The 19239-nt window shown below is 68.0% G+C and carries 20 protein-coding genes and 5 tRNA genes; 13 read left to right on the top strand and 12 right to left on the bottom strand.

What is annotated here, in order from left to right; translation table 11 throughout:
- Positions 1-169 precede the first annotated feature (169 nt).
- Positions 170-772: a DUF937 domain-containing protein gene (locus tag B9C99_RS07710; RefSeq protein ID WP_088897467.1), complete on the bottom strand. Its 603-nt coding sequence runs from the start codon at positions 770-772 to the stop codon at positions 170-172.
- An 86-nt stretch (positions 773-858) separates the two neighbouring features.
- A complete protein-coding gene (locus B9C99_RS07705) occupies positions 859-1320 on the bottom strand; it encodes a hypothetical protein (RefSeq protein WP_016695567.1) in 462 nt (153 codons plus the stop codon).
- Positions 1321-1505: 185 nt separating this feature from the next.
- Here B9C99_RS07705 and B9C99_RS07700 point away from each other — a divergent pair, with 185 nt between their 5' ends.
- A complete protein-coding gene (locus B9C99_RS07700) occupies positions 1506-2144 on the top strand; it encodes a hypothetical protein (RefSeq protein WP_088897466.1) in 639 nt (212 codons plus the stop codon).
- Positions 2145-2229: 85 nt separating this feature from the next.
- Here B9C99_RS07700 and B9C99_RS07695 read toward each other — a convergent pair.
- Positions 2230-2302: transfer RNA gene (locus B9C99_RS07695), tRNA-Lys, on the bottom strand.
- A gap of 318 nt (positions 2303-2620) precedes the next feature.
- Between B9C99_RS07695 and B9C99_RS07690 the strand changes: the two genes are divergently transcribed.
- The 8 genes from B9C99_RS07690 (at position 2621) to B9C99_RS07655 (ending at position 7120) form a co-directional block, all read left to right on the top strand.
- Positions 2621-3280, top strand: a complete 660-nt coding sequence (locus tag B9C99_RS07690; RefSeq protein ID WP_088897465.1) for a TetR/AcrR family transcriptional regulator — start codon at positions 2621-2623, stop codon at positions 3278-3280.
- Positions 3281-3380: 100 nt separating this feature from the next.
- Positions 3381-3453: transfer RNA gene (locus tag B9C99_RS07685), tRNA-Glu, on the top strand.
- A 54-nt stretch (positions 3454-3507) separates the two neighbouring features.
- A tRNA-Asp gene (locus B9C99_RS07680) sits at positions 3508-3581 on the top strand.
- Positions 3582-3620: 39 nt separating this feature from the next.
- A tRNA-Phe gene (locus B9C99_RS07675) sits at positions 3621-3697 on the top strand.
- Between the two features lie 85 nt (positions 3698-3782).
- Positions 3783-3856, top strand: a tRNA-Asp gene (locus B9C99_RS07670).
- A gap of 222 nt (positions 3857-4078) precedes the next feature.
- Positions 4079-5317 (top strand): glycosyltransferase family 4 protein, encoded by a 1239-nt coding sequence (locus B9C99_RS07665; protein ID WP_088897464.1) that lies wholly within the window; start codon positions 4079-4081, stop codon positions 5315-5317.
- The gene (locus tag B9C99_RS07660; RefSeq protein WP_088897463.1) at positions 5311-6042 is read left to right on the top strand and encodes a class I SAM-dependent methyltransferase; all 732 of its coding nucleotides are present in this window, start codon (positions 5311-5313) and stop codon (positions 6040-6042) included. The genes B9C99_RS07665 and B9C99_RS07660 overlap by 7 nt, the downstream gene beginning before the upstream one ends.
- Positions 6029-7120, top strand: a complete 1092-nt coding sequence (locus tag B9C99_RS07655; protein WP_088897462.1) for a prenyltransferase — start codon at positions 6029-6031, stop codon at positions 7118-7120. Before B9C99_RS07660 ends, B9C99_RS07655 begins: the two co-directional genes overlap by 14 nt.
- A 1-nt stretch (position 7121) precedes the next feature.
- Here the strand turns inward: B9C99_RS07655 and B9C99_RS07650 are convergent, their stop codons facing one another.
- From B9C99_RS07650 to B9C99_RS07610, 9 genes are all read right to left on the bottom strand, one after another.
- Positions 7122-7784, bottom strand: coding sequence for a class I SAM-dependent methyltransferase (locus tag B9C99_RS07650; protein WP_016695561.1), 663 nt, complete (start codon positions 7782-7784; stop codon positions 7122-7124).
- A gap of 44 nt (positions 7785-7828) precedes the next feature.
- Positions 7829-8896 carry a phosphotransferase gene (locus B9C99_RS07645; protein ID WP_088897461.1) on the bottom strand — a complete coding sequence of 356 codons (1068 nt, stop codon included), beginning with the start codon at positions 8894-8896 and terminating at the stop codon, positions 7829-7831.
- Positions 8893-10002, bottom strand: a complete 1110-nt coding sequence (locus B9C99_RS07640; protein ID WP_088897460.1) for a TIGR03857 family LLM class F420-dependent oxidoreductase — start codon at positions 10000-10002, stop codon at positions 8893-8895. The genes B9C99_RS07645 and B9C99_RS07640 overlap by 4 nt, the downstream gene beginning before the upstream one ends.
- A complete protein-coding gene (locus tag B9C99_RS07635; protein WP_016693004.1) occupies positions 9999-10367 on the bottom strand; it encodes a carboxymuconolactone decarboxylase family protein in 369 nt (122 codons plus the stop codon). Before B9C99_RS07635 ends, B9C99_RS07640 begins: the two co-directional genes overlap by 4 nt.
- Entirely contained in the window at positions 10364-11263 is a 900-nt protein-coding gene (locus B9C99_RS07630) for an NAD(P)-dependent oxidoreductase (RefSeq protein WP_088897459.1), read from the bottom strand. Before B9C99_RS07630 ends, B9C99_RS07635 begins: the two co-directional genes overlap by 4 nt.
- Entirely contained in the window at positions 11260-12009 is a 750-nt protein-coding gene (locus tag B9C99_RS07625; protein ID WP_016693006.1) for an SDR family oxidoreductase, read from the bottom strand. Before B9C99_RS07625 ends, B9C99_RS07630 begins: the two co-directional genes overlap by 4 nt.
- A 26-nt stretch (positions 12010-12035) precedes the next feature.
- Positions 12036-13505, bottom strand: a complete 1470-nt coding sequence (locus B9C99_RS07620; RefSeq protein WP_088897458.1) for an aldehyde dehydrogenase — start codon at positions 13503-13505, stop codon at positions 12036-12038.
- A 161-nt stretch (positions 13506-13666) separates the two neighbouring features.
- Complete coding sequence (locus B9C99_RS07615; RefSeq protein ID WP_088897457.1) at positions 13667-14497, bottom strand: oxygenase MpaB family protein; 831 nt, start codon at positions 14495-14497, stop codon at positions 13667-13669.
- 43 nt (positions 14498-14540) lie between these two features.
- Entirely contained in the window at positions 14541-15137 is a 597-nt protein-coding gene (locus B9C99_RS07610; RefSeq protein WP_088897456.1) for a TetR/AcrR family transcriptional regulator, read from the bottom strand.
- Between the two features lie 87 nt (positions 15138-15224).
- Between B9C99_RS07610 and B9C99_RS07605 the strand changes: the two genes are divergently transcribed.
- The 4 genes from B9C99_RS07605 (at position 15225) to B9C99_RS07590 (ending at position 19129) form a co-directional block, all read left to right on the top strand.
- On the top strand, positions 15225-16451 hold the full coding sequence (locus tag B9C99_RS07605; RefSeq protein ID WP_088897455.1) for a cytochrome P450: 1227 nt from the start codon (positions 15225-15227) through the stop codon (positions 16449-16451).
- A 76-nt stretch (positions 16452-16527) separates the two neighbouring features.
- Positions 16528-17088, top strand: a complete 561-nt coding sequence (locus tag B9C99_RS07600; protein ID WP_016693012.1) for a TetR/AcrR family transcriptional regulator — start codon at positions 16528-16530, stop codon at positions 17086-17088.
- A gap of 75 nt (positions 17089-17163) precedes the next feature.
- A complete protein-coding gene (locus B9C99_RS07595; RefSeq protein ID WP_088897454.1) occupies positions 17164-18351 on the top strand; it encodes a cytochrome P450 in 1188 nt (395 codons plus the stop codon).
- Positions 18344-19129: an SDR family oxidoreductase gene (locus B9C99_RS07590; protein ID WP_088897453.1), complete on the top strand. Its 786-nt coding sequence runs from the start codon at positions 18344-18346 to the stop codon at positions 19127-19129. The genes B9C99_RS07595 and B9C99_RS07590 overlap by 8 nt, the downstream gene beginning before the upstream one ends.
- Positions 19130-19239: the final 110 nt, after the last annotated feature.

Genomic DNA, 19239 nt, shown 5'->3' with positions numbered 1-19239 from the left:
CCGGCCTACGGAGGAGGGGAGCCCGGCCGTTCGTCGCCGCGGCACGCGGTGCGCCGGTGGCCCCCCGTATTCGCCCGGATCACGGTACAGGTCCGAACCGCCCGACGACAGCACCGTCCCGCTCGTGCCGTATCACACGGGCGAGCGGAACGTGCTGCTCCAGCGGGTCTCAGCGCTTGCCGCCACCGAGAAGTCCACCGAGGAGGCCCCCGAGTCCACCACCCGAACTGCCGCCGAGCACGCTGCCGAGGACGTCACCGATTCCGCCACCGGAGCCGGCCGATCCGCCACCGGCGTTCTTCAACAGACCCCCGAGGAGATCTGCGAGACCGCCGCCCTGCGGGGCGCTCGCGGTGTTCGTTCCCGCCCCGCCGCCGATCTGCTTGGCGAGATAGGACAGCACGATCGGAGCGATGATCGGCAGGACCTTGGCGATCAGATCGTTCCCGCCGGCGCCGTTCACGGAACCGAGGGTCGAGATCACCTGGTCCTTCTTGTCGCCGAAGACGTTGGAGACGATCCTGTCGCCGTCCTCGGTGTCGATCCCGTCGACGTCGACCTCACCCTCGGCCAGGTTCGACTCGGAGTGCTTGCCCAGCGCGGAGAGCAGTGACGCCGCCCCGGTCGGGTTCTGGGCGTTGGCGTCGAGTCCACCGACGAGGGTGGGGAGCACAGCGCGGACGGCCGTCTCCGCCGTCGCGTTGTCGACACCGAGCCGCTGCGCCACCTGGTCGACGGGAATGCGGGACATCAGATCGTCGAGACTTGCCATCGTTCCTGCCTTGACTCGTGGGTGCCCCGAAGTGGCCACCCGGTGCCGAGAGAGTATCGGGACGAGGCTCGTTCCAGCGGGAGGCGTCAGTCGAGCGAGGCGGCGCTCGTCGACGAACGGCGCAGCGCGATGAGGCAGCACAGCAGCGCGACGAGCGTGCCGCTGAGCAGGAGCACGGTCCCGTTCTGATTGGTCAGTGTCGTACTGCGATTGAGTTCGACGTACTCACCGTGGGTCTGGAACAGGCGCGTCCAGAACACCGCGGCCGTCGCGACACCGATCAGCGTCCCGGCCCAGCCGACGGCCACCGAGTCGAACAGTGCGGCGGCGAGGAGCAGGACCGCGGCCACGACCAGCGGTACCGCGAGGGACTCGTACAGCGGCAGACCCGGGACCGCGACTCCGGCGAGATCGCCGTCGGGGAAACCGTCGCGCAGCGCCGACAGGGGAATCTCGGTGGGTCGTATCCCGCCGACCACCGGCAACACCGACCCGATTCCCAGAGCGACGGCGGCCAGGAACAGGCCCAGGTCCACGAAACTGCGCATGTTCCTCCCCGGACGATGAACATTCGATTACCCCTGCGGCTCACCGTATACAAAGACGGGCAACCGCACCGGGTGAAATTCGCAGTGCGAAGAGACCTGCCCGAATGCACTGCCCCGAATGCGGTGGTCCGTAGGCTGAGATGCGCACGGCAGGTGCACGTACCGATCGGCGAGAAGGGTTCGAAATGACGGACATGAATGTCGACGAAGCGGGTTCGCGGAAAAGCTTGCCGCCGTGGGCGAAGAAGACCATCGCCGTGGTCGTGGCGCTGATCGTGCTCGTCATCGCCTACTACACCCTGGCGGCGTTCGTTCCTCGCTGGTGGGCGCAGCGGATCGCAAACCTCGCCGAGGGTGGCTTCGCGCGCGGAGTGCTGTGGGGTCTGCTCTTCGGCATCCTCTGCACGGCGATCCCCATCGCGCTGCTCGCATGGATCTGGCAGGTCCGCAACTGGAGGTACAGCCGCGGGCTGCAGATCGCCTTCGGCGTGCTCGCGCTGGTGGTCGCCCTGCCGAACCTCATGACCCTGGCGGTCGTGCTGGGCACCGGGAACGGTGCGCATGCGGGGGAGCGGATCCTCGACGTGGACGCGCCGGGTTTCCGCGGCGCCACGTTGATCGGTGCGATCGTCGGAGCTCTGCTCGCGGTGATCTTCGTCGTCGCGCTCACCCGCTACCGCAAGCGCGGACGTGATCTGAAGCAGGCCCGCACGGATCTCGAACAGCGCCGGATCGAGCAGGAGCGTCTCGAAGCACGCCGTGAGGCGGAGAGGGAACTCGGCCGGAACACCGACGACGTCCCGCCCGGCTCCCACCGTCTCTGATGAAGGACCGCGCCGTCTCCGACCAGGCTGCGGAACGTTCCGGAACGACGAACGCCGGCGTCGCGTACGACGCCGGCGTTGCCGGTGCCCCCAGTAGGGCTCGAACCTACGACCTGCGGATTAAAAGTCCGTAGCTCTACCAACTGAGCTATAGGGGCATGGGCGCACAGTGTAACCACACCGCATGGTGCGGTGACCACATCACAGGGTGAGCCACGCTGCGCGATCGATGATATCGGACATCCGGCGGTGCGGACGCTGCCGGTGACCAATGGAAAGAGGCCCGGGTGCCCACCCCCTGCTTCGCACCCGAGCCGGACAAAGCGTACCACTCGGTGTGTTCTGTGGAAACCCGGGGTCTCGGGGGTGGGATTTCACATTTCACCCGGTGGAACACGGCCCGGAGCCGGGATTGTGGGGGCAGACTAGAGTTGTCTCGTGGGGGAACACAGGAACGTGGAAGGCTGAATTTCCCCATGCCCCGTCAACAGGAGCGTGCGCGTCGTACGCGGGCTGCGATCGTCCGATCGGCAGCCACCGAATTCGCGCGGCGAGGTTTCGCCGCAGCATCGATCAACGCCATCCTCGAGCAGTCGAACGCGACCAAGGGTGCGATGTACTTCCACTTCGCGTCCAAGGAGGATCTGGCCCGGGCGGTACTCGACGAAGGACTCGAGCACTACCGTGCCATCGTCGGCAGGTGGATGGACGTCCCCGATCTCGACCCCTTCGAGCGGCTGCACGGTCTCGTCGGTGATCTCGGTGCGGCTCTGCACGACGACGTGGTCATCGCCGCGGAGTTCCGTCTGGTCACCGAACCCGAGTTCGCGGAGGAGGTCAGGCTGCGCGGCAGCGTCCTATGGGGCCGGGCCGGCTATCAGCTGGCGCGCGAAGCGCAGGAGAAGGGCCTGTTCCGGCCCGATGTCGACCTCCGGCGTTTCGTCGAGGCGATCGCGTCGTCGCTCGCCGGTCAGCGCTATCTCGCCGACCTCACGGCGCCGGAGACCGACGTCCGCGCACGCTTCGAGGCCTGCGTGGAGGTGCCGCTCGAGGCGATGGCGTCGGAGCAGTGGCTCGCGCAGTGGCGGGAGAAGGGCTGGCCGAGCAGGCCCGGCAACGACGAATCGACCACTTGACCTGCTGATTTGTGATTCGCGAATGCCGTGGCATAAGCTGTCCAAGCTCCCAACGGAACGCCAAACCCGTTGAGGGTGCGGTTCGGAGAAATCCGATCGGGCCCCCTTCGTCTAGCGGCCTAGGACGCCGCCCTTTCAAGGCGGTAGCGCGGGTTCGAATCCCGTAGGGGGTACGCTTCGACCTCGTCGAAGTGTGCAGTATCTTGGTGTGAGAAGTGAATATGTATGGCCCTGTGGCGCAGTTGGTTAGCGCGCCGCCCTGTCACGGCGGAGGTCGCGGGTTCGAGTCCCGTCAGGGTCGCTCCAGAGTTTCGATCGGCATTCGGTTCGGGTGCCGTCCGGCCAGGTAGCTCAGTTGGTACGAGCGTCCGCCTGAAAAGCGGAAGGTCGCCGGTTCGATCCCGGCCCTGGCCACCACGGTTGTCCGGCGAACAACCATCAATTTCATATCTTCGACCCACCGGTTGCGGTGGGTCGAACTGTGGGAACTTCGGTTCCTCATGGCCCTGTGGCGCAGTTGGTTAGCGCGCCGCCCTGTCACGGCGGAGGTCGCGGGTTCGAGTCCCGTCAGGGTCGCTCCAGACGAAGCCCCGGTATCACATCGATACCGGGGCTTCGTCGTCGTCAGCCGTTCGCAGGCGGTGTCGGCTCGCCGTCCCACTCGCATCGCCGATCCGCACCGGGTGCGGTCCGGCTCGCTATCGTGAGGACACAAAACATGTTCTAGTGTGTGCCCTACACAACTAGTGGACATCTGTCCGAGCGACCTGGCCCTCCGAGCGAACCCCGAGGTGGAATGTGCGCATAGCTCTGTTGTCGTACCGGAGCAAGCCGCATTGTGGGGGTCAGGGGGTCTACGTTCGCCATCTCAGTCGCGAACTCGTCGCCCAGGGACACACCGTCGAGGTGTTCTCCGGGCAGCCCTACCCCGAGCTCGACCCCGGCGTGACGCTCACGAAGGTGCCCAGTCTCGATCTCTATCGCGACGACGATCCGTTCCGCACCCCGAAACCGGGTGAATACCGCGACTGGATCGACGTCCTCGAGGTCGCCACCATGTGGACCGCCGGTTTCCCCGAACCGCGCACCTTCGGTCTGCGCGCCGCACGACTGTTGCGCGACCGCCTCGGCGACTTCGACGTCGTGCACGACAACCAGTCGCTCGCGTCCGGGTTGCTGCGCATCGCCGAGGACCTTCCCCTCGTTGCGACGATCCACCATCCGATCACACGCGACCGCGAACTCGATCTCGCCTCCGCGACCACCCTCCGCCGTAGGATCACGCTCCGGCGCTGGTACGGATTCCTGCGCATGCAGGAGAAGGTGGCCCGGCAGATTCCCACGCTGCTCACGGTGTCGGAGAACTCGGCCGACGACATCCGCACGGCCTTCGGGATCGAATCCGAACGCATCCACACGATCCCGCTCGGCGTGAACACGGAGGTGTTCGCGCCGCGGAAGGACGAGCGCGTTCCCGGCCGGATCGTCTGCGTCGCGAGTGCCGACGCCCCGCTCAAGGGTGTTCCCACCCTGCTCGAGGCGGTCGCGAAGCTGCGGACCGAACGCGAGATCGAACTGGTCCTCGTCTCGAAGCTCGCCCCGGGCGGCGCCACCGAGAAGCTCATCGACGAACTCGCGATCGGCGACGTCGTGCGCACCGTCTCCGGGATCGACGACACCGAACTCGCCGACCTGCTCGCCTCCGCCGAGGTCGCGGCGGTGCCGTCGCTGTACGAGGGATTCTCGTTGCCGGCCGTCGAGGCGATGTCGTGCGGAACACCGCTCGTCGCGAGCCGCGCCGGGGCCATCCCCGAGGTCGTCGGGGACGCCGGTCTGCTGGTGCCCCCGGGCGACGCCGAACAGCTCGCAGCGGGGCTCGCGGGCCTGTTCGACGACCCGGCCGAGCGTCGGCGTCTCGGCGCGAAGGGCCGCGACCGGGTGCTCGAACGCTACAGCTGGGCGGCCGTGGCCGCGCAGACCGCCGCGATCTACGACAAGGCGATCGCCGCGCATCGAGAGGGGAAGAACGGATGCTGACCGTCGACTTCGACCGCCTGGGCGTCGTACCGGGGATACGCGCTCTCGACATCGGGGCCGGCGCGGGGCGCCACTCCTTCGAGCTGTACCGCCGCGGCGCGGACGTCGTCGCCTTCGACCAGAACGCCGACGACATGAAGGCCGTCGCCGACATGTTCGTCGCGATGGAACTCGAAGGCGAGGTCCCCGAGGGTGCGCTCGCCCGGGCCGAGGTCGGCGACGCGCTCGCGCTGCCCTACGACGACGCGACCTTCGATCTCGTGCTCATCTCCGAGGTGCTCGAGCACGTGCCGGAGGACGAGCGGGCCATCGCCGAACTCGTCCGGGTCCTCAAGCCCGGTGGTGTCGCGGCCGTAACCGTGCCGCGCTGGCTGCCGGAGAAGATCTGCTGGGCACTGTCGGACGCCTACCACGAGGTGGAGGGCGGGCACATCCGCATCTACAAGGCCGACGAACTCGCCGCGAAACTCACCGCCGCCGGTCTCACGGTCTCGGGTACCGACCACGCCCACGCGCTGCACGCGCCGTACTGGTGGCTCAAGTGCGCCGTCGGCGTCGACAACGACGACAATCCGCTGACGAAGGCGTACCACCGGCTGTTGGTCTGGGATCTCATGAAGGCCCCGTGGGTCACCCGCACGGCCGAGAAGATCCTCGATCCCGTCATCGGGAAGAGTGTCGTGTTCTACCTCGAGAAGCCGGGAAACGCCGGTGCGGCGCGGTGAATCCGCGCGCCTGACGGTGCCGTCGGTGCCGGGTGTGCTGTCGCCGGAACAGAGCCTGGCGACGGGCCGGGCCATCGCGCGGATGCAGGAGCCCTCGGGCGCCGTCCCGTGGTTCCCCGGTGGGCACATCGACCCGTGGGATCACATCGAATCCGCGATGGCGTTGACCGCCATCGGTTTACGTGAAGAGGCGGACGCCGCCTTCGAGTGGTCACGGCGGACGCAGCGTGCCGACGGGTCGTGGCCCATCCAGTTCCGCGGCGACATCGTCGAGAACCACGACACCGACAGCAATTTCACCGCCTACATCGCCGTGGGCGTATGGCACCACCACCTCGTGACGGGCGATCGCGGGTTCGTCGAGCACATGTGGCCGACGGTGCGTGCTGCGCTCGACCTCGTGGTCGACATGCAGTTGCCGGGCGGCCAGATCTCGTGGGCGCGAGGCGACGGCGGGATGTTCGACGAAGCGCTGCTCACAGGTTGTTCGAGCATCCACCAGAGTCTGTGGTGCGGTCTGCGGATCGCCGACCTGATCGGTGAGGCGCAACCCGAATGGGAGGTCGCGCTGATCCGTCTCGGCCACGCTCTGCGTCGGCACCCCGAGGCGTTCACGCCCAAGCCCGAGTACTCGATGGACTGGTACTACCCGATCCTCGGGGGAGCGGTGCGCGGCACCGATGCGCACGAACGGATCCGCGAGCGCTGGTCGGATTTCGTCGTCGACGGTCTCGGGATCCGGTGCGTCGACCATCGTCCGTGGGTCACCGGGGCCGAGACGTGCGAACTGGTCCTGGCGCTCGACGCCCTCGGCCACGCCGGGCGTGCCCGTGAATTGTTCGCGGCCATGCAGCATCTGCGCGACCCGGACGGTTCGTACTGGACCGGTCTGGTCTACGCCGACGGCAAGCGTTGGCCGGTGGAGGTCAGTTCCTGGACCAGCGCAGCGGTGATCCTCGCCGCCGACGCGCTCTCGCGCACGACGGGCGGAAGCGCGATCTTCCGGGATGCGGCGGCACCCGCCGATCAGGTGGGCGCCGACCGCTGCACCGAGCGCTGCCCGGTGCTCGTCCCGTAGTTCAGCTGCCGGGCAGGGAGCCGACCGTGCCGGCGGTGCGTTCGAGAACCCGCAGCGAGGACGTCACCGATTTCTCGACGAACTCGCCGCTCTCCAGTGCGAGACAGTAGATCTCGTACGGGGGCCGGCCGCCGTCCTTCGGGTCGGGGAAGACGTCGTGGATGATCAGGGCGCCGCCGATGCGCACCCATTTCGCCCAGCCGTCGTAGTCCGCCCGGGCTGCCTCGCTGCTGTGCCCGCCGTCGATGAACACGAACGAGGCCGGGGTGCGCCAGAACGACGCCACCACAGGAGAATTGCCGACCACCGCGACGACGTGCGATTCGAGGTCGCCGTCGGCGAGGGTGTGCCGGAGAGCGCCGACGGTGTCGAGCCGACCGGTGTGCGGGTCGACCAGTGACGCATCGTGGTACTCCCAGCCGGGCTGATGCTCCTCCGAACCGTGGTGGTGGTCGACGGTGACGATGGTGCCGCCGGTCGCCTTGGCCGCAGCTCCGAGATACACGGTCGAGCGGCCGCAGTAGGTGCCGATCTCGACGCCGACGCCGTCACCGAGATACTGCACCGCAGCCTCGTGCAGTGCGGTTCCCTCGTCCTGGGGCATGAAACCCGGTGTCGCCTCGGCGAGTTCGATCGCCTCGCGGGGCAGGGTGGTGCGGGACATCGGATGGATCTCCGTTCTTCTCGCGTGATGCGGTGTATCCCGAGTCACCCTACCGACCGGTCGCGGCGTCCGATGCTTCCGGACACGACGGTGAGACTGTCGAGTTCGCGGATCGCGGCGCACGACCGCTTCACCATCACCGCGAACATGCGGTCGCCGCGCTCGGTCCTCGTGCCGTAGGCGCACCCGAAGACCGCGACGAGCGGACCCTGCAGCATCGCGAAGCGGTAGTCGTCCCAGCACTGCTGGAGGCCGTAGCCCTCGACGCCGTGGCACAGCAACGCGCGGTGATAGGTCGAGACCAGGGCCTGCTCGTGTTCGCGCCGGACCTCCGGTTCCAGGCTCGTCCCGACGAAATACGCGAGGTCGCGGGCGGGGAGTCCCACCGTCAGGGTCTGCCAGTCCACCGCGACCACACCGCTCTCGCCACCGGGAGGGAATAGGAGGTTGTCGAGCCGGTAGTCGCCGTGCAGCAGCGCGAACCGGTCGGATCGCGCGAGCACCCACTCCTGCGTGAGCTCCGCGCAGGCCCGCAGCGTATCGCGGTCCTCCGCGCCGATCAGGTCGCCGAGACCGTCGAGGAAGGTCTCGATGGCCGGACCGTACAGCTCGGCGAGGATCCGGGCCTGCTCGGCGTCCGTCGTGGTGAGCCAGTCCGATTCGTGGAGATCGGGTGCGCACCAGCGGGGACCGTGCAGTCCGGCGAGATTGCGGACGGCGTCGTGCGCCTCGTCGACGGTGCACCCGGCGAGCTGGTCGCCGGGTCGTGCGGGTGCGGCGTCCTCGAGGAGGAGGGTGAACTCGCCGTCCTCACCGGAGGCGACGTGATAGCAGGTGGGTGTGCGCACCGCGACGGACGGCTCGATGTCGCTGTAGAAGCGTGCCTCCCCGCGATAGGCGCCGGCGAGCATCCGCCGCGTCCCGGGATCGGGTGACGGGAGTTTCGCGACGAGTGAGGACGGCACGTCGTCGCCGGTCAGGACGAGCCGGTAACACAGGGCGATCTGACCCGTTCCGATCCGCTCGACCTGCACCGTGCGTACCGTGCCGCCGAGCACGGCCGAGAGTCGTTCGGGAGTCAGGTCGTCCACCGACAGCAACAGATCGGTCATGGTGCGCTCCGGCCGGGGTTGGCGGGTAGGGATGCGAAACGCTCGGGGTCGCGGATCGTCCGCCACGCGGCGACGACCGGAGCGAGCTCGGTGGGTGTGGCGCCGTGCAGGATCACGCTGTCGGCACCGGCGTCGAACTGGTCGGCGATGCGGGTCGCGCAGTGTGCCGCGCTGCCGGTCGCGCTCGCGGCGAGCCACTCGTCGGGCAGCAACGACCGGATGTGCATCAGCAGTTCGACCGGCGCTGCGTCGATCGGTCCGGAATGAGCACGGACCTGCGCGTCGTCCCGAAAGCGGTGCAGTACCTGGGGGTCCCAGCCGTTCGCACGGACGAGCACGTCACCGTAGCCCTGCAGGTAGGTCGCGAGCCGTCCGGTCAGTTTCCGCAACCGGAGATCCTCGGGGATCGACTCGTCGACGGTCGCGAGGACCGACCAGATGCGGACGGACTGCGGGTCGCGGCCGGCCTGCTCGGCGGCGCGTCGCACGGTCTTCACGGCGCGCGCGAGCGTGTCGTCGGTGAAGAAGGTGTGCAGGACGACGGCATCGGCCACGCATCCCGCGAGGTCGAGCGTGCGCTCGCCGAGCGCGACCATGAGGATCGGGATGCCGTCGACGCCCTCGGCGGTGCGTCGCAGATACGGGAAGTCGCCGGCCGGGCCATGATGATCGACGGCCGCTTCACCGCGCCACAGCGTCCGGAGCAGGTCGACGGTGTCCTCGAGCTGCGCCGACGTCACGCGAGGCAGGCCCATGAGATCGAACAGCACGTCGAAGCCGCGGCCGAGCCCGAGGGCGTACCGGCCGCGGCTCAACCGATGCAGGGTGGTCGCCATCGTCGCCGTGACGAGGGGATGGCGGGTGTGCGGATTGGTCGCCGCGGTGCCGATCCCGAGCGTACGGCTCGTCGCGGCCGCCGCCCCGGCCAGCGCTGCCGCGTCCTTGGTGTCGAACCGTTCCGACAGGAAGACCGAACCGAGACCGATCTCCTCGGCGACGGTGATCTCGTCGAGCAGCGCCCTCGGGTCGTCGGTGTGCCCGGCGAGGCCGTAGAACCCGAGTTCCGGACAGTCCGGCTCCGGTGCGGACCCGCCGGGGATGCTCACGAGCGGGCCGCCGCCTTCCGTCGCTGCAACACGCTGCCCACTGCATTGTCGAGCTTCGAGCCCAGCGGCCAGCCCACGTAGTGGCACAGGAACAAAGCGATCTCGCGGAGCTGCTGCTCGTCGAGTTCGTCGTTCTTCAGCGCCGCCTCGATCTGGATCTCGGCGATGTCGGGAGCCCCCTGCGCGGTGAGTGCCCCGAGCAGCAGCAGTCGCCGATCGCGGATGGTCAGCCCGGGACGGGTCCAGATGTTCGCGAACAGGTGGTCGGCGGTGACGGCGAAGTGCTCGCCCGGGCCGTCCTGCATCTCCCAGCCGTAGACCTTGGACATCATCTCCAGGCCGCGGCGGCGGGTCTCGTCGGTCATGCGTGCTCCTTCCGGGAACGGGTCCGTGCGATCTCTCCCGTGCCGACTCCGAGGCCGGGGCCGAGGTCGGACAGCGCCCGGGCTCCGAGCGGCAGGTCGACTCCGAGTCGATCGCCGAGGTCCAGAGCCAGCGCGAGATCCTTCTCGCCGAGGGCGCGCACACGCGAGAAGATCGGGAACCAGGAGTCGTCCTCACCGAGGGGAGATGTGGTGTCGCGCCACATGATCGAACCGGCGCCGCCGGTGATCGCGTCGGTGTGCCGGACGACCTTGCCGAGCTCGGTGATGTCGAGCCTCGCGGCCTCGGCGAGTCGCTGCGCCTCCGTTGCCGCGGTGAACGCGATGAAGTGGAGCAGGTTGCGGGCGAGCTTCATCCGGGTTCCCGCCCCGACGGGACCCGCGTGCACGACCAGCGACGCGAAGGTGCCGAAGGGTTCCTCGATCTTCGCGAAGCCGTCGTCGGTCGCGCCGACCATCACCGCGAGAGTGCCGTTCTTCGCGCCGCCGGCGCCACCACTGACGGGTGCGTCGACGAAGTCGACTCCCTTCTCGGCGCACTTCGCGGCGAGTTCGACGGCGGTGGTGTCGGAGATCGTCGAGTGCACCGCGACGACCGTGCCGGGCCGTGCCGTCGCGAGCAGTCCGTCCGGACCGGCCAGGACGTCGCGGACCTGGGCGTCGTCGAGGACGGTCACGCACACGAGATCGCAGCCGGCGGCCAGCTCCGCCGGGCTCGACGCCGCGGTGGCACCCTTGTCGGTGAACGGGGTCATCGCCTCGGGCACCACGTCGAGCACGGTGAGGCCCCCGGGCCGGGTGAGCAGCCGCTCGGCCATGGGCGCCCCCATGTTGCCGAGCCCGATGTACCCGACCCGGCCGATCGCGGGGCCGGTCACGAGCGGATCACCTGCCCGCCGTCGACGTTGAAGATCTGCCCCGTGACCCAGGCGGCCTCGTCGGAGAGCAGGAACAGGCACATGCCGACGAGATCGTCGGGGGTGCCCATGCGCTTGAGCGGCAACTGCTTCACCATGTCGGCGACCATGTTCGCGGGGGTGGTGGTGCGGGTCGCCTCGGTGTCGATGGGGCCGGGGGCGATCGCGTTGATGCGGATGTTCGACCCGCCGAGTTCGACGGCGAGTTGCTGTGTGAGACCGTTGATCCCGACCTTGGCGAGGCCGTAGAAGCCCGAGTACAGCCAGGCCGCCGTCGACGACTGGTTGACGATCGACCCGCCGTTCTTCGTCATGTGCGGCCACACCGCGCGGGTGACGTTGAGGGCACCGTCGAGGTTCACGCTCATGAACTTCTTGTAGTAGTCCCACGGGACCGTCAGCAGCAGATCGAGTTTCATGCCGCCGTAGATGGCGGCATTGTTGACCACGTGGTCGATGCCGCCGTAGGTCTCGACGGTCGACGCGGCGAGTGCCTCGGCGGAGGCGGGGTCGGAGACATCGACCGAGGTGAAGCTCGCGATGCCGCCGTCGGCGACGATCTGCTTGGCGACCTGCTCGCCGAGTTCGGCATCGATGTCGGCAATCACCACGTTTGCGCCCTCGGCGGCGAGCGCACGTGCGTACGCCTCGCCGATCCCCTGGGCGGCGCCGGTGACGATCGCGGTGCGACCGGTGAAACGTGCCATCGGAAAAGTCCTTTCGGAAGTTCGGGTCAGCTCGCGGGCTCGGCGACGAGCTTGGTCTCCAGGTACTCCTCGAAACCGGCCACACCCATCTCGCGGCCGATCCCGGACTGCTTGTAGCCCCCGAACGGGGCGTCGGCGGCGTACCAGATGCCGCCGTTGACGCCCAGCGTGCCGGTCCGTACACCTGCGACGACCCGCGCGATGCGGTCCGGATCGGTGCCGAACACCGAACCCGAGAGGCCGTAGGGGGAGTCGTTGGCGATGCGGATCGCGTCGTCGTCACCGTCGTGAGGAATGATCACGAGCACCGGGCCGAAGATCTCCTCCTGCGCTGTGCGCGCGGAGTTGTCGAGGCCGGCGATGAGGGTGGGTTCGACGAAGAAGCCGCGCTCGTGTTCGGCGGGGCGTCCGCCGCCGGTGACGATCGTGCCGCCCTCCTCGACGGCGAGGCGGATGTATCCCTCCACGCGCTGCCGCTGCTTCTCGGAGATGAGCGGCCCGCACACCGTGCCGGGATCGCGCGGGTCGCCGGGCCGGATGCCGCTCATGGACTTCGCGGTCAGGGCCACGGCTTCGTCGTACCGTTCGCGGGGAACGAGCAGTCGCGTGGTGATCGCGCAGCCCTGACCGGCATGCGTGCACACGGTGAAGGCCGCCATCGAACAGGCACCGCGCAGGTCGGCGTCGTCGAGGACGATGAACGCCGACTTGCCGCCGAGTTCGAGGAAGACCTTCTTGAGGTTCTCGGAGGCCGCGCGCATCACGGCCCGGCCGGTCGCGGTGGAACCGGTGAACGAGATCAGGTCGACGCGCGGATCCTCGCTCAACTGTGCGCCGAGGCGGTGATCGCTCGAGGTGACGATGTTCAGCACTCCCGGTGGGATGTCGGTCTCCTCGGCCGCGATCCGCCCGACCAGGGCAGCGCACCACGGGGTGTCGGGGGCGGGCTTGAGCACCACGGTGTTCCCGGCGGCGAGAGCCGGCCCGAGCTTGGCGAAGTTGATCTGGTGCGGGAAGTTCCACGGCGTGATCGCGCCGACGACCCCCACCGCTTCCTTGAGCAGATAGCGGTGGGTGGGGATACCCATGGGGGAGGCGTTGCCGAGATCCTGCCTCCACGCGTAGCTTTCGGCGAGGTCGGCGAAGTAGAGCAGATCGTCGATGGGGCCTTCGAGATGCGCGGCGCTCGTGAGGAATCGGGGAGCGCCGACCTCGGCGATGGTGATCTCCCGCAGTTCCTCGATGTGCTCGCGCAGGGCGTCGCGCAACTGACGGAGGCAGCGGGCTCGGAAGGCGTGGTCGCGTGACCAGTCGGTGTCGTCGAAGGCGCGACGCGCGGCCGCGATCGCGGCGTCCATGTCGGTGGCGGTGCCCTCGGCCGCGTGGCCGAGCAGTTCTTCGGTGCTCGGATCGGTGATCGCGAAGGTGCCTCCGCTGCCGGGTACGAGCTTGCCGTCGATCAGAAGGGTGGAGCTGTCGGTGGGGCGAAGTGTCATCAGACGTTCCCTCGGTTCTGGACAGGTGTCTGGACTATAGTTCGGCGACGCGATCGAACGCAACGGTTCGTCCGAAACGGACGAAACCGGTGTTGTGTGCGAGGAATTCGACGAATCCCGCACACAACACCGGTCTCGGCGAGGGGTCGGTGGATCTCCGGTCAGAACACGCGCAGTCCGAGGCGTCGCCGCGTGCGCAGATCGAGCAGATAGGCCTTCCACAGCAAGGGCCACGCCCACGGGGTGACGCGGTGCAGGCGCCGGACCGCCACGAGATAGCGGTCGAAACGCCGCTGGTCGTCGGTGGTCCAGGGGTAGTGCATGAGGTCGCGGAACTCCGGCGGCAGTGCACCGCGGGTGATCAGTTCGAACGACCTGCCGAGCACCCGGTGGATCCCGCGGCCCAGTCGTCCGAGACGCACCTCGAGGAACGCGAGATTGCAGAGCTCGGTGAGGTACTCGCGCACCTGCTCGTTCATGGAGATGTCGGCGACGCCGGCCTTCCACAGTTCCTCGTACTCCTCGCGGGTCGTGGGCCACGACTCCGGCCGGACGTTCAGTGTCGTCGCGAGGGTCGCGCCGTCGCGGAGGATCCGGGCGTACTGCTCCTCGGTGAGCGGGCCGTAGAGGAACTCGTGCTGGTCGATGAAGTACTTGAGCAGGCAGGCGGCGACCCACAACTGCAGGGCAGGGGAGTTGGCGCTGTAGCGGACCTCCGCGCCGGGTGACGAGGTGACCCGGGCGTGGATCTTCCGCACCGACTCGCGGACGAAATCGCGGTCGGCGTCGTTACCGAACACCGCGACCGCCAGATAGGTGCCGGTCGTGCGGGCCCGCTTGATCGGATGGAGATCGGCGCGGCCGGTGTCGACCGTGCTGTCGACGACGCCCTGGCCGACGCCGGGATGGGCGAGCTGCATGATGACGTTGGCGGCGTTGATCGTGCCACCGAGCGGTGAGACGAGGTCGCCGAGAGTGTCGATCGTCCGCATGACCCCTCCATCTGAAGACGGACGTGTTCAGTTGGATGCCACTCTAGCGCGTCTTCGTGGGGTCGAGGGAGGCGCCGGTCAGAACTCCGCGCACGACCGTCTCGTAGATGTGGTCGAGGTCGAGCTCGTCGCCCAGGAAGCCGCTGCTCTGGAGGACCGCGAAACCGTGCAGGGCGGCGAACATGCCGACCGCGGCCTCGAGAGTCTCCTCCTCCGGAACGCCGCAGGATGCGAGCATCGTGCGCAGGGCCACGTTGGCGTCCAGTGCGGCGGCGAGCAGACCGTCGCGGTCGACCGGTGCGGTGGTCAATGCCTCGTAGTGACGGGGATGTTCGAGGGCCCAGGTGTGGTGGGCGTCGATGAGGGCGCGAAGCCCGTCGACACCGCTGCGGCCCATCGCGACCTCGCGCAGGTGCGCTCCGAGATCGCTCATCGCGCGGATCTGCACGGTCCCCCGCACGTCGTCGAGATTGCGGACGTGGTTGTACAGCGAGGCCGTGACGATTCCCAAGCGCGACGAGAGGGTGCTCATCGTGAGCTGTTCCCATCCCAGATCGTCGACGATTCCGAGCGCTGCCGCGACGACCTTGTCGCGGGTCAGTGTCCGTCGGCGCACGGGCCGGGAGTTGTCGTCTGCCATGAAAACAGTCTAAGGGGCTTCCATTCCAAACGAACGTGAGTAGTTTGTAAACGAATGCCATTCGTACAATCCCACGAGAGCGGCTTCATGACGACTTCACCCACAGATCTCAAGAATCCCGACGTCTTCACCCAGGGGGTCCCGCACGACTACTTCTCCGAACTCCGGCGCACCTGTCCGGTCCACCGCCAACCCGAGGAGGGCACCGCGGGCTTCTGGGCCGTCACCCGGCACGCCGATGTCATCGCGGTCTCCCGCGACAGCACGACCTTCTCCTCGGCGCTCGGAACCACCCAGATCGACGATTTCGACGAGGAGACACGCCTGAAACAGGCGTCCATGCTGCTCAATCTCGACCCGCCGGAGCACACCCGCCTGCGGCAACTCGTCAGCCGAGGTTTCACCCCCCGCATGGTGAAGACGCTCGAGGAGCGTATCCGGCAGACGTGTGAACGCACCGTCGACGCAGCGATCGAGGCTGCACGCGACGGCGCGGTGATCGACTTCGTCCCGGCGATCTCGGCACCCCTGCCGCTGGAGGTGATCGCAGCGCTGCTCGGCGCACCGGCCGAGGACGTCGGGAAGCTGTACGACTGGTCGAACCGCATGATCGGCTGGGACGACCCCGAATACGGCACCACCCAGGAGGACGGCGAACTCGCCGCCGCCGAGATCTTCCTGTACGCCAACGAGATCGCCGCGCAACGGCGAGCCGAACCGCACGACGACATCGTCTCGAAGCTGGTGTGTCCCGACGAGAACGGCGACACGCTCTCCGAGATGGAGTTCGACATGTTCTTCGTCCTGCTCGTCATCGCGGGCAACGAGACGACGCGCAACGCGATCTCGGGCGGGATGCAGGCCTTCGTCGATCATCCCGAACAATGGCGCAGGCTGCAGGACGATCCCGGCCTGATCGACAGCGCCGTGGAGGAGGTTCTGCGCTGGGTCACGCCCGTGGTGGGCTTCCGCCGCACGCCCACCTGTCCGGCCTCGATCGGCGACCAGCAGGTCGAACGGGGTGACAAGGTGATCATGTACTACCCGAGTGCGAACCGCGACGAGGAGATCTTCGACGACGCGCACGTCTTCGACATCGGGCGCGAGCACAATCCGCACGTCGCCTTCGGCGGGACGGGTGTGCACTTCTGCCTCGGGGCGCATCTGGCGCGACTCGAACTGCGGATCATGTTCGAGACCCTCGCCGCCCGTATCGACCGGGTCGAGCCGGCCGGCGAACCGCGGCGGTTGCGGTCGAACTTCATCAACGGCATCAAGTCCATGCCCGTCCGTATCCACCCACGAGAGCACTGAATTCGTCGAATGAACGCGACGCGGGCATTGCCGACCCCCTCCGACCGTAGTAATGTCCAGACACGTGTCCAGAAACGTGAATCTCGAATCGACCCGCCGTCGCCTGACCGAGAAGCAGGCCGACACGGTTGCGAGGCTCACGCAGGCTGCGGTCGAGGTGCTCCGCGAGGAGGGCTTCACGGGGTTGACGGTGCGTATGGTCGCCGCCCGCGCCGGAGTCGCCCCGGCCACCGCCTACACCTACTTCTCGTCCAAGGAACACCTCGTCGCCGAGGTGTTCTGGCGTCGCTTGGCCAACGCTCCCACGGCCGACGCCGAGAGCACGAGCCGTGCCGATCGGGTGGTCGCGGTGCTGAGGGGAATCGCGCTGCTGCTGGCCGACGAACCCGAACTCGCCGCCGCCGTCACCAGTGCACTGCTCGGTCACGACCCCGATGTCGAACACCTGCGTGCGCGCATCGGACTCGACATCCGTCACCGGATCTCGGCAGCGCTCGGCGCCGACTCCGATCCGGACGAACTCGAAGCACTCGAACTGCTCTACGCCGGCGCGCTCGTCCGGGCCGGCATGGGCTACGGCACCTACGAGAAACTCGCCGACAGGCTGGAGACATCCGCCCGACTTCTATTGGAGTGATCCATGATCCAGGCATCCCCGGGCTCCGCGTCGCACGCAGGGCCCGCTTCGCCCGATCCACCGACGCTCGGCCCCGTGATCTTCAACCCGTACGACTACGCCTTCCACGAAGATCCGTATCCCACCTACCGCCGCCTCCGTGACGAGGAACCGGCCTACCACAACCCCGACCTCGGATTCTGGGCCCTGTCCCGCCACGCCGACGTCGTCGCGGCCTTCCGCGACAACACTCGCCTCTCGAGCGCCAACGGTGTCTCGCTCGATCCGTCCGCCTACGGGCCCAACGCCCACAAGGTGATGTCCTTCCTCGCCATGGACGACCCGCGGCACATGCGCATGCGCCGCCTCGTCTCCAAGGGGTTCACTCCGCGCCGCGTCGCCGACCTCGAAGAGCGCATCCTCGAACTGACGCTGCGCTACCTCGAACCCGCTGTGGAGGCAGGGGAATTCGACTGGATCTCGGAGTTCGCGGGCAAGCTGCCCATGGACGTGATCTCCGAACTGATGGGTGTGCCCGAATCCGACCGCAGCGAGATCCGCCGTCTCGCCGATCTCGTCGTCCACCGCGAGGAGGGCGTGCTCGACGTGCCGGTCGCCGCGATGGAGGCATCGCTGCACCTCGTCGGTTATTACGCCGACATGCTCGCCGAACGCCGGAAGAAGGAGACCTCCGACCTCACGTCGGCGTTGCTGGAAGCCGAGATCGACGGCGACCGGCTCACCGACGACGAGATCATCGGCTTCATGTTCCTCATGGTGGTCGCGGGCAACGAGACCACCACGAAACTGCTCGGCAACGCCCTCTACTGGGGCGCGCACAACAAGTCCGAGGTGGCGCAGGTCCTCCACGATCCCGCCCGCGCACCGCAGTGGACGGAGGAGACCCTGCGCTACGACACTTCGAGCCAGATCGTCGCCCGCACCGCCGTCGCCGACATCGAACTGCACGACGCCACCATCCGGTCCGGCGACAAGGTCCTGCTGCTCATCGGATCCGCCAACCGCGATTCCGACGTATTCGACGCCGCCGACGACTTCCGCATCGGACGGGACAGCTCCCAGAAGATCGCCAGTTTCGGTGGGGGAGTCCACTTCTGCCTCGGTGCGCACCTGGCCCGCCTCGAGGCGAACATCGCGCTCGAACAGTTCGCCCGGCGCGTCGCCGACTACGAGATCGACGAGGACCGCTGCGAACGTGTCCATTCCACCAATGTCCGAGGCTTCGCGGCCCTTCCTGTAGAGGTCACCGAACGACATGCCTAGATTCGAACCCCACCCCGAACGTCGTCCCGCGCTGGTCGCCGGGGCCTCCTCGGGAATCGGTACCGCCACCGCCTACGCGCTCGCCGAGGCCGGACACCCCGTCGCACTCGGTGCGCGCCGCGTGGAGGAGTGCGCGGCGATCGCGGAGAAGATCCGCGGTGAGGGCGGCGAGGCCTTCGCCCACTTCCTCGACGTGTCGTCCACCGAGTCCGTCGACGAGTTCGTCACCGCAGCGGAAGAGGCTCTGGGCCCCGCGGAGATCGTCGTCTCGGGCGCGGGCGACATGGATTTCGCGTTGCCGCACGAGATGGACCCCGATCGGTTCGCCTTCCAGGTCAACGTGCACCTGATGGGCACGCAACGCCTGGCTCACCGCGCGCTGCCCGGCATGATCGAACGCAAGCGCGGCGACTTCGTCGTGATCGGATCCGACTGTGCCGTGCTGCCCCGGCCGTGGATGGGTGCCTACAACGCCGCCAAGACCGGCCTCGAAGCGCTCGTCCGCGAGATGCGGATGGAACTCGAGGGCACGGGAGTCCGCGCGTCGGTCGTGCGTCCCGGACCGACACAGACCGGCGCCGGCATGACCGCGCCGGCCGAGGTGCTCGAACCGATGCTCGAGGACTGGGGCACATGGGGATTCGCGCGACACCCCTACTTCCTTCGTGCATCCGACATCGCCGCGGCCGCGCTCTCGGTCGTCTCGGCCCCCCGCGGCGCCCACATCGTGCTCATCGAGGTTCAACCCGAAGCACCCCTGCGGAAGGACTCTCAATGACAGTGTCAAGCAGCAACTGCAACCGAAGCCGGGTTGTCGATGCTGAATTCTCGGCCGTCACGCAACAACGCCCACAGAACATCGACCAGGCGCCGGGCCAGGGCCAGTAG

Origin of the sequence: Rhodococcus sp. BUPNP1 (assembly GCF_002215235.1) — a bacterium.
GTDB lineage: Bacteria > Actinomycetota > Actinomycetes > Mycobacteriales > Mycobacteriaceae > Rhodococcus.
Note: the sequence above shows the minus strand (reverse complement) of the source record. Positions and strands in the feature narration are given on the sequence as shown.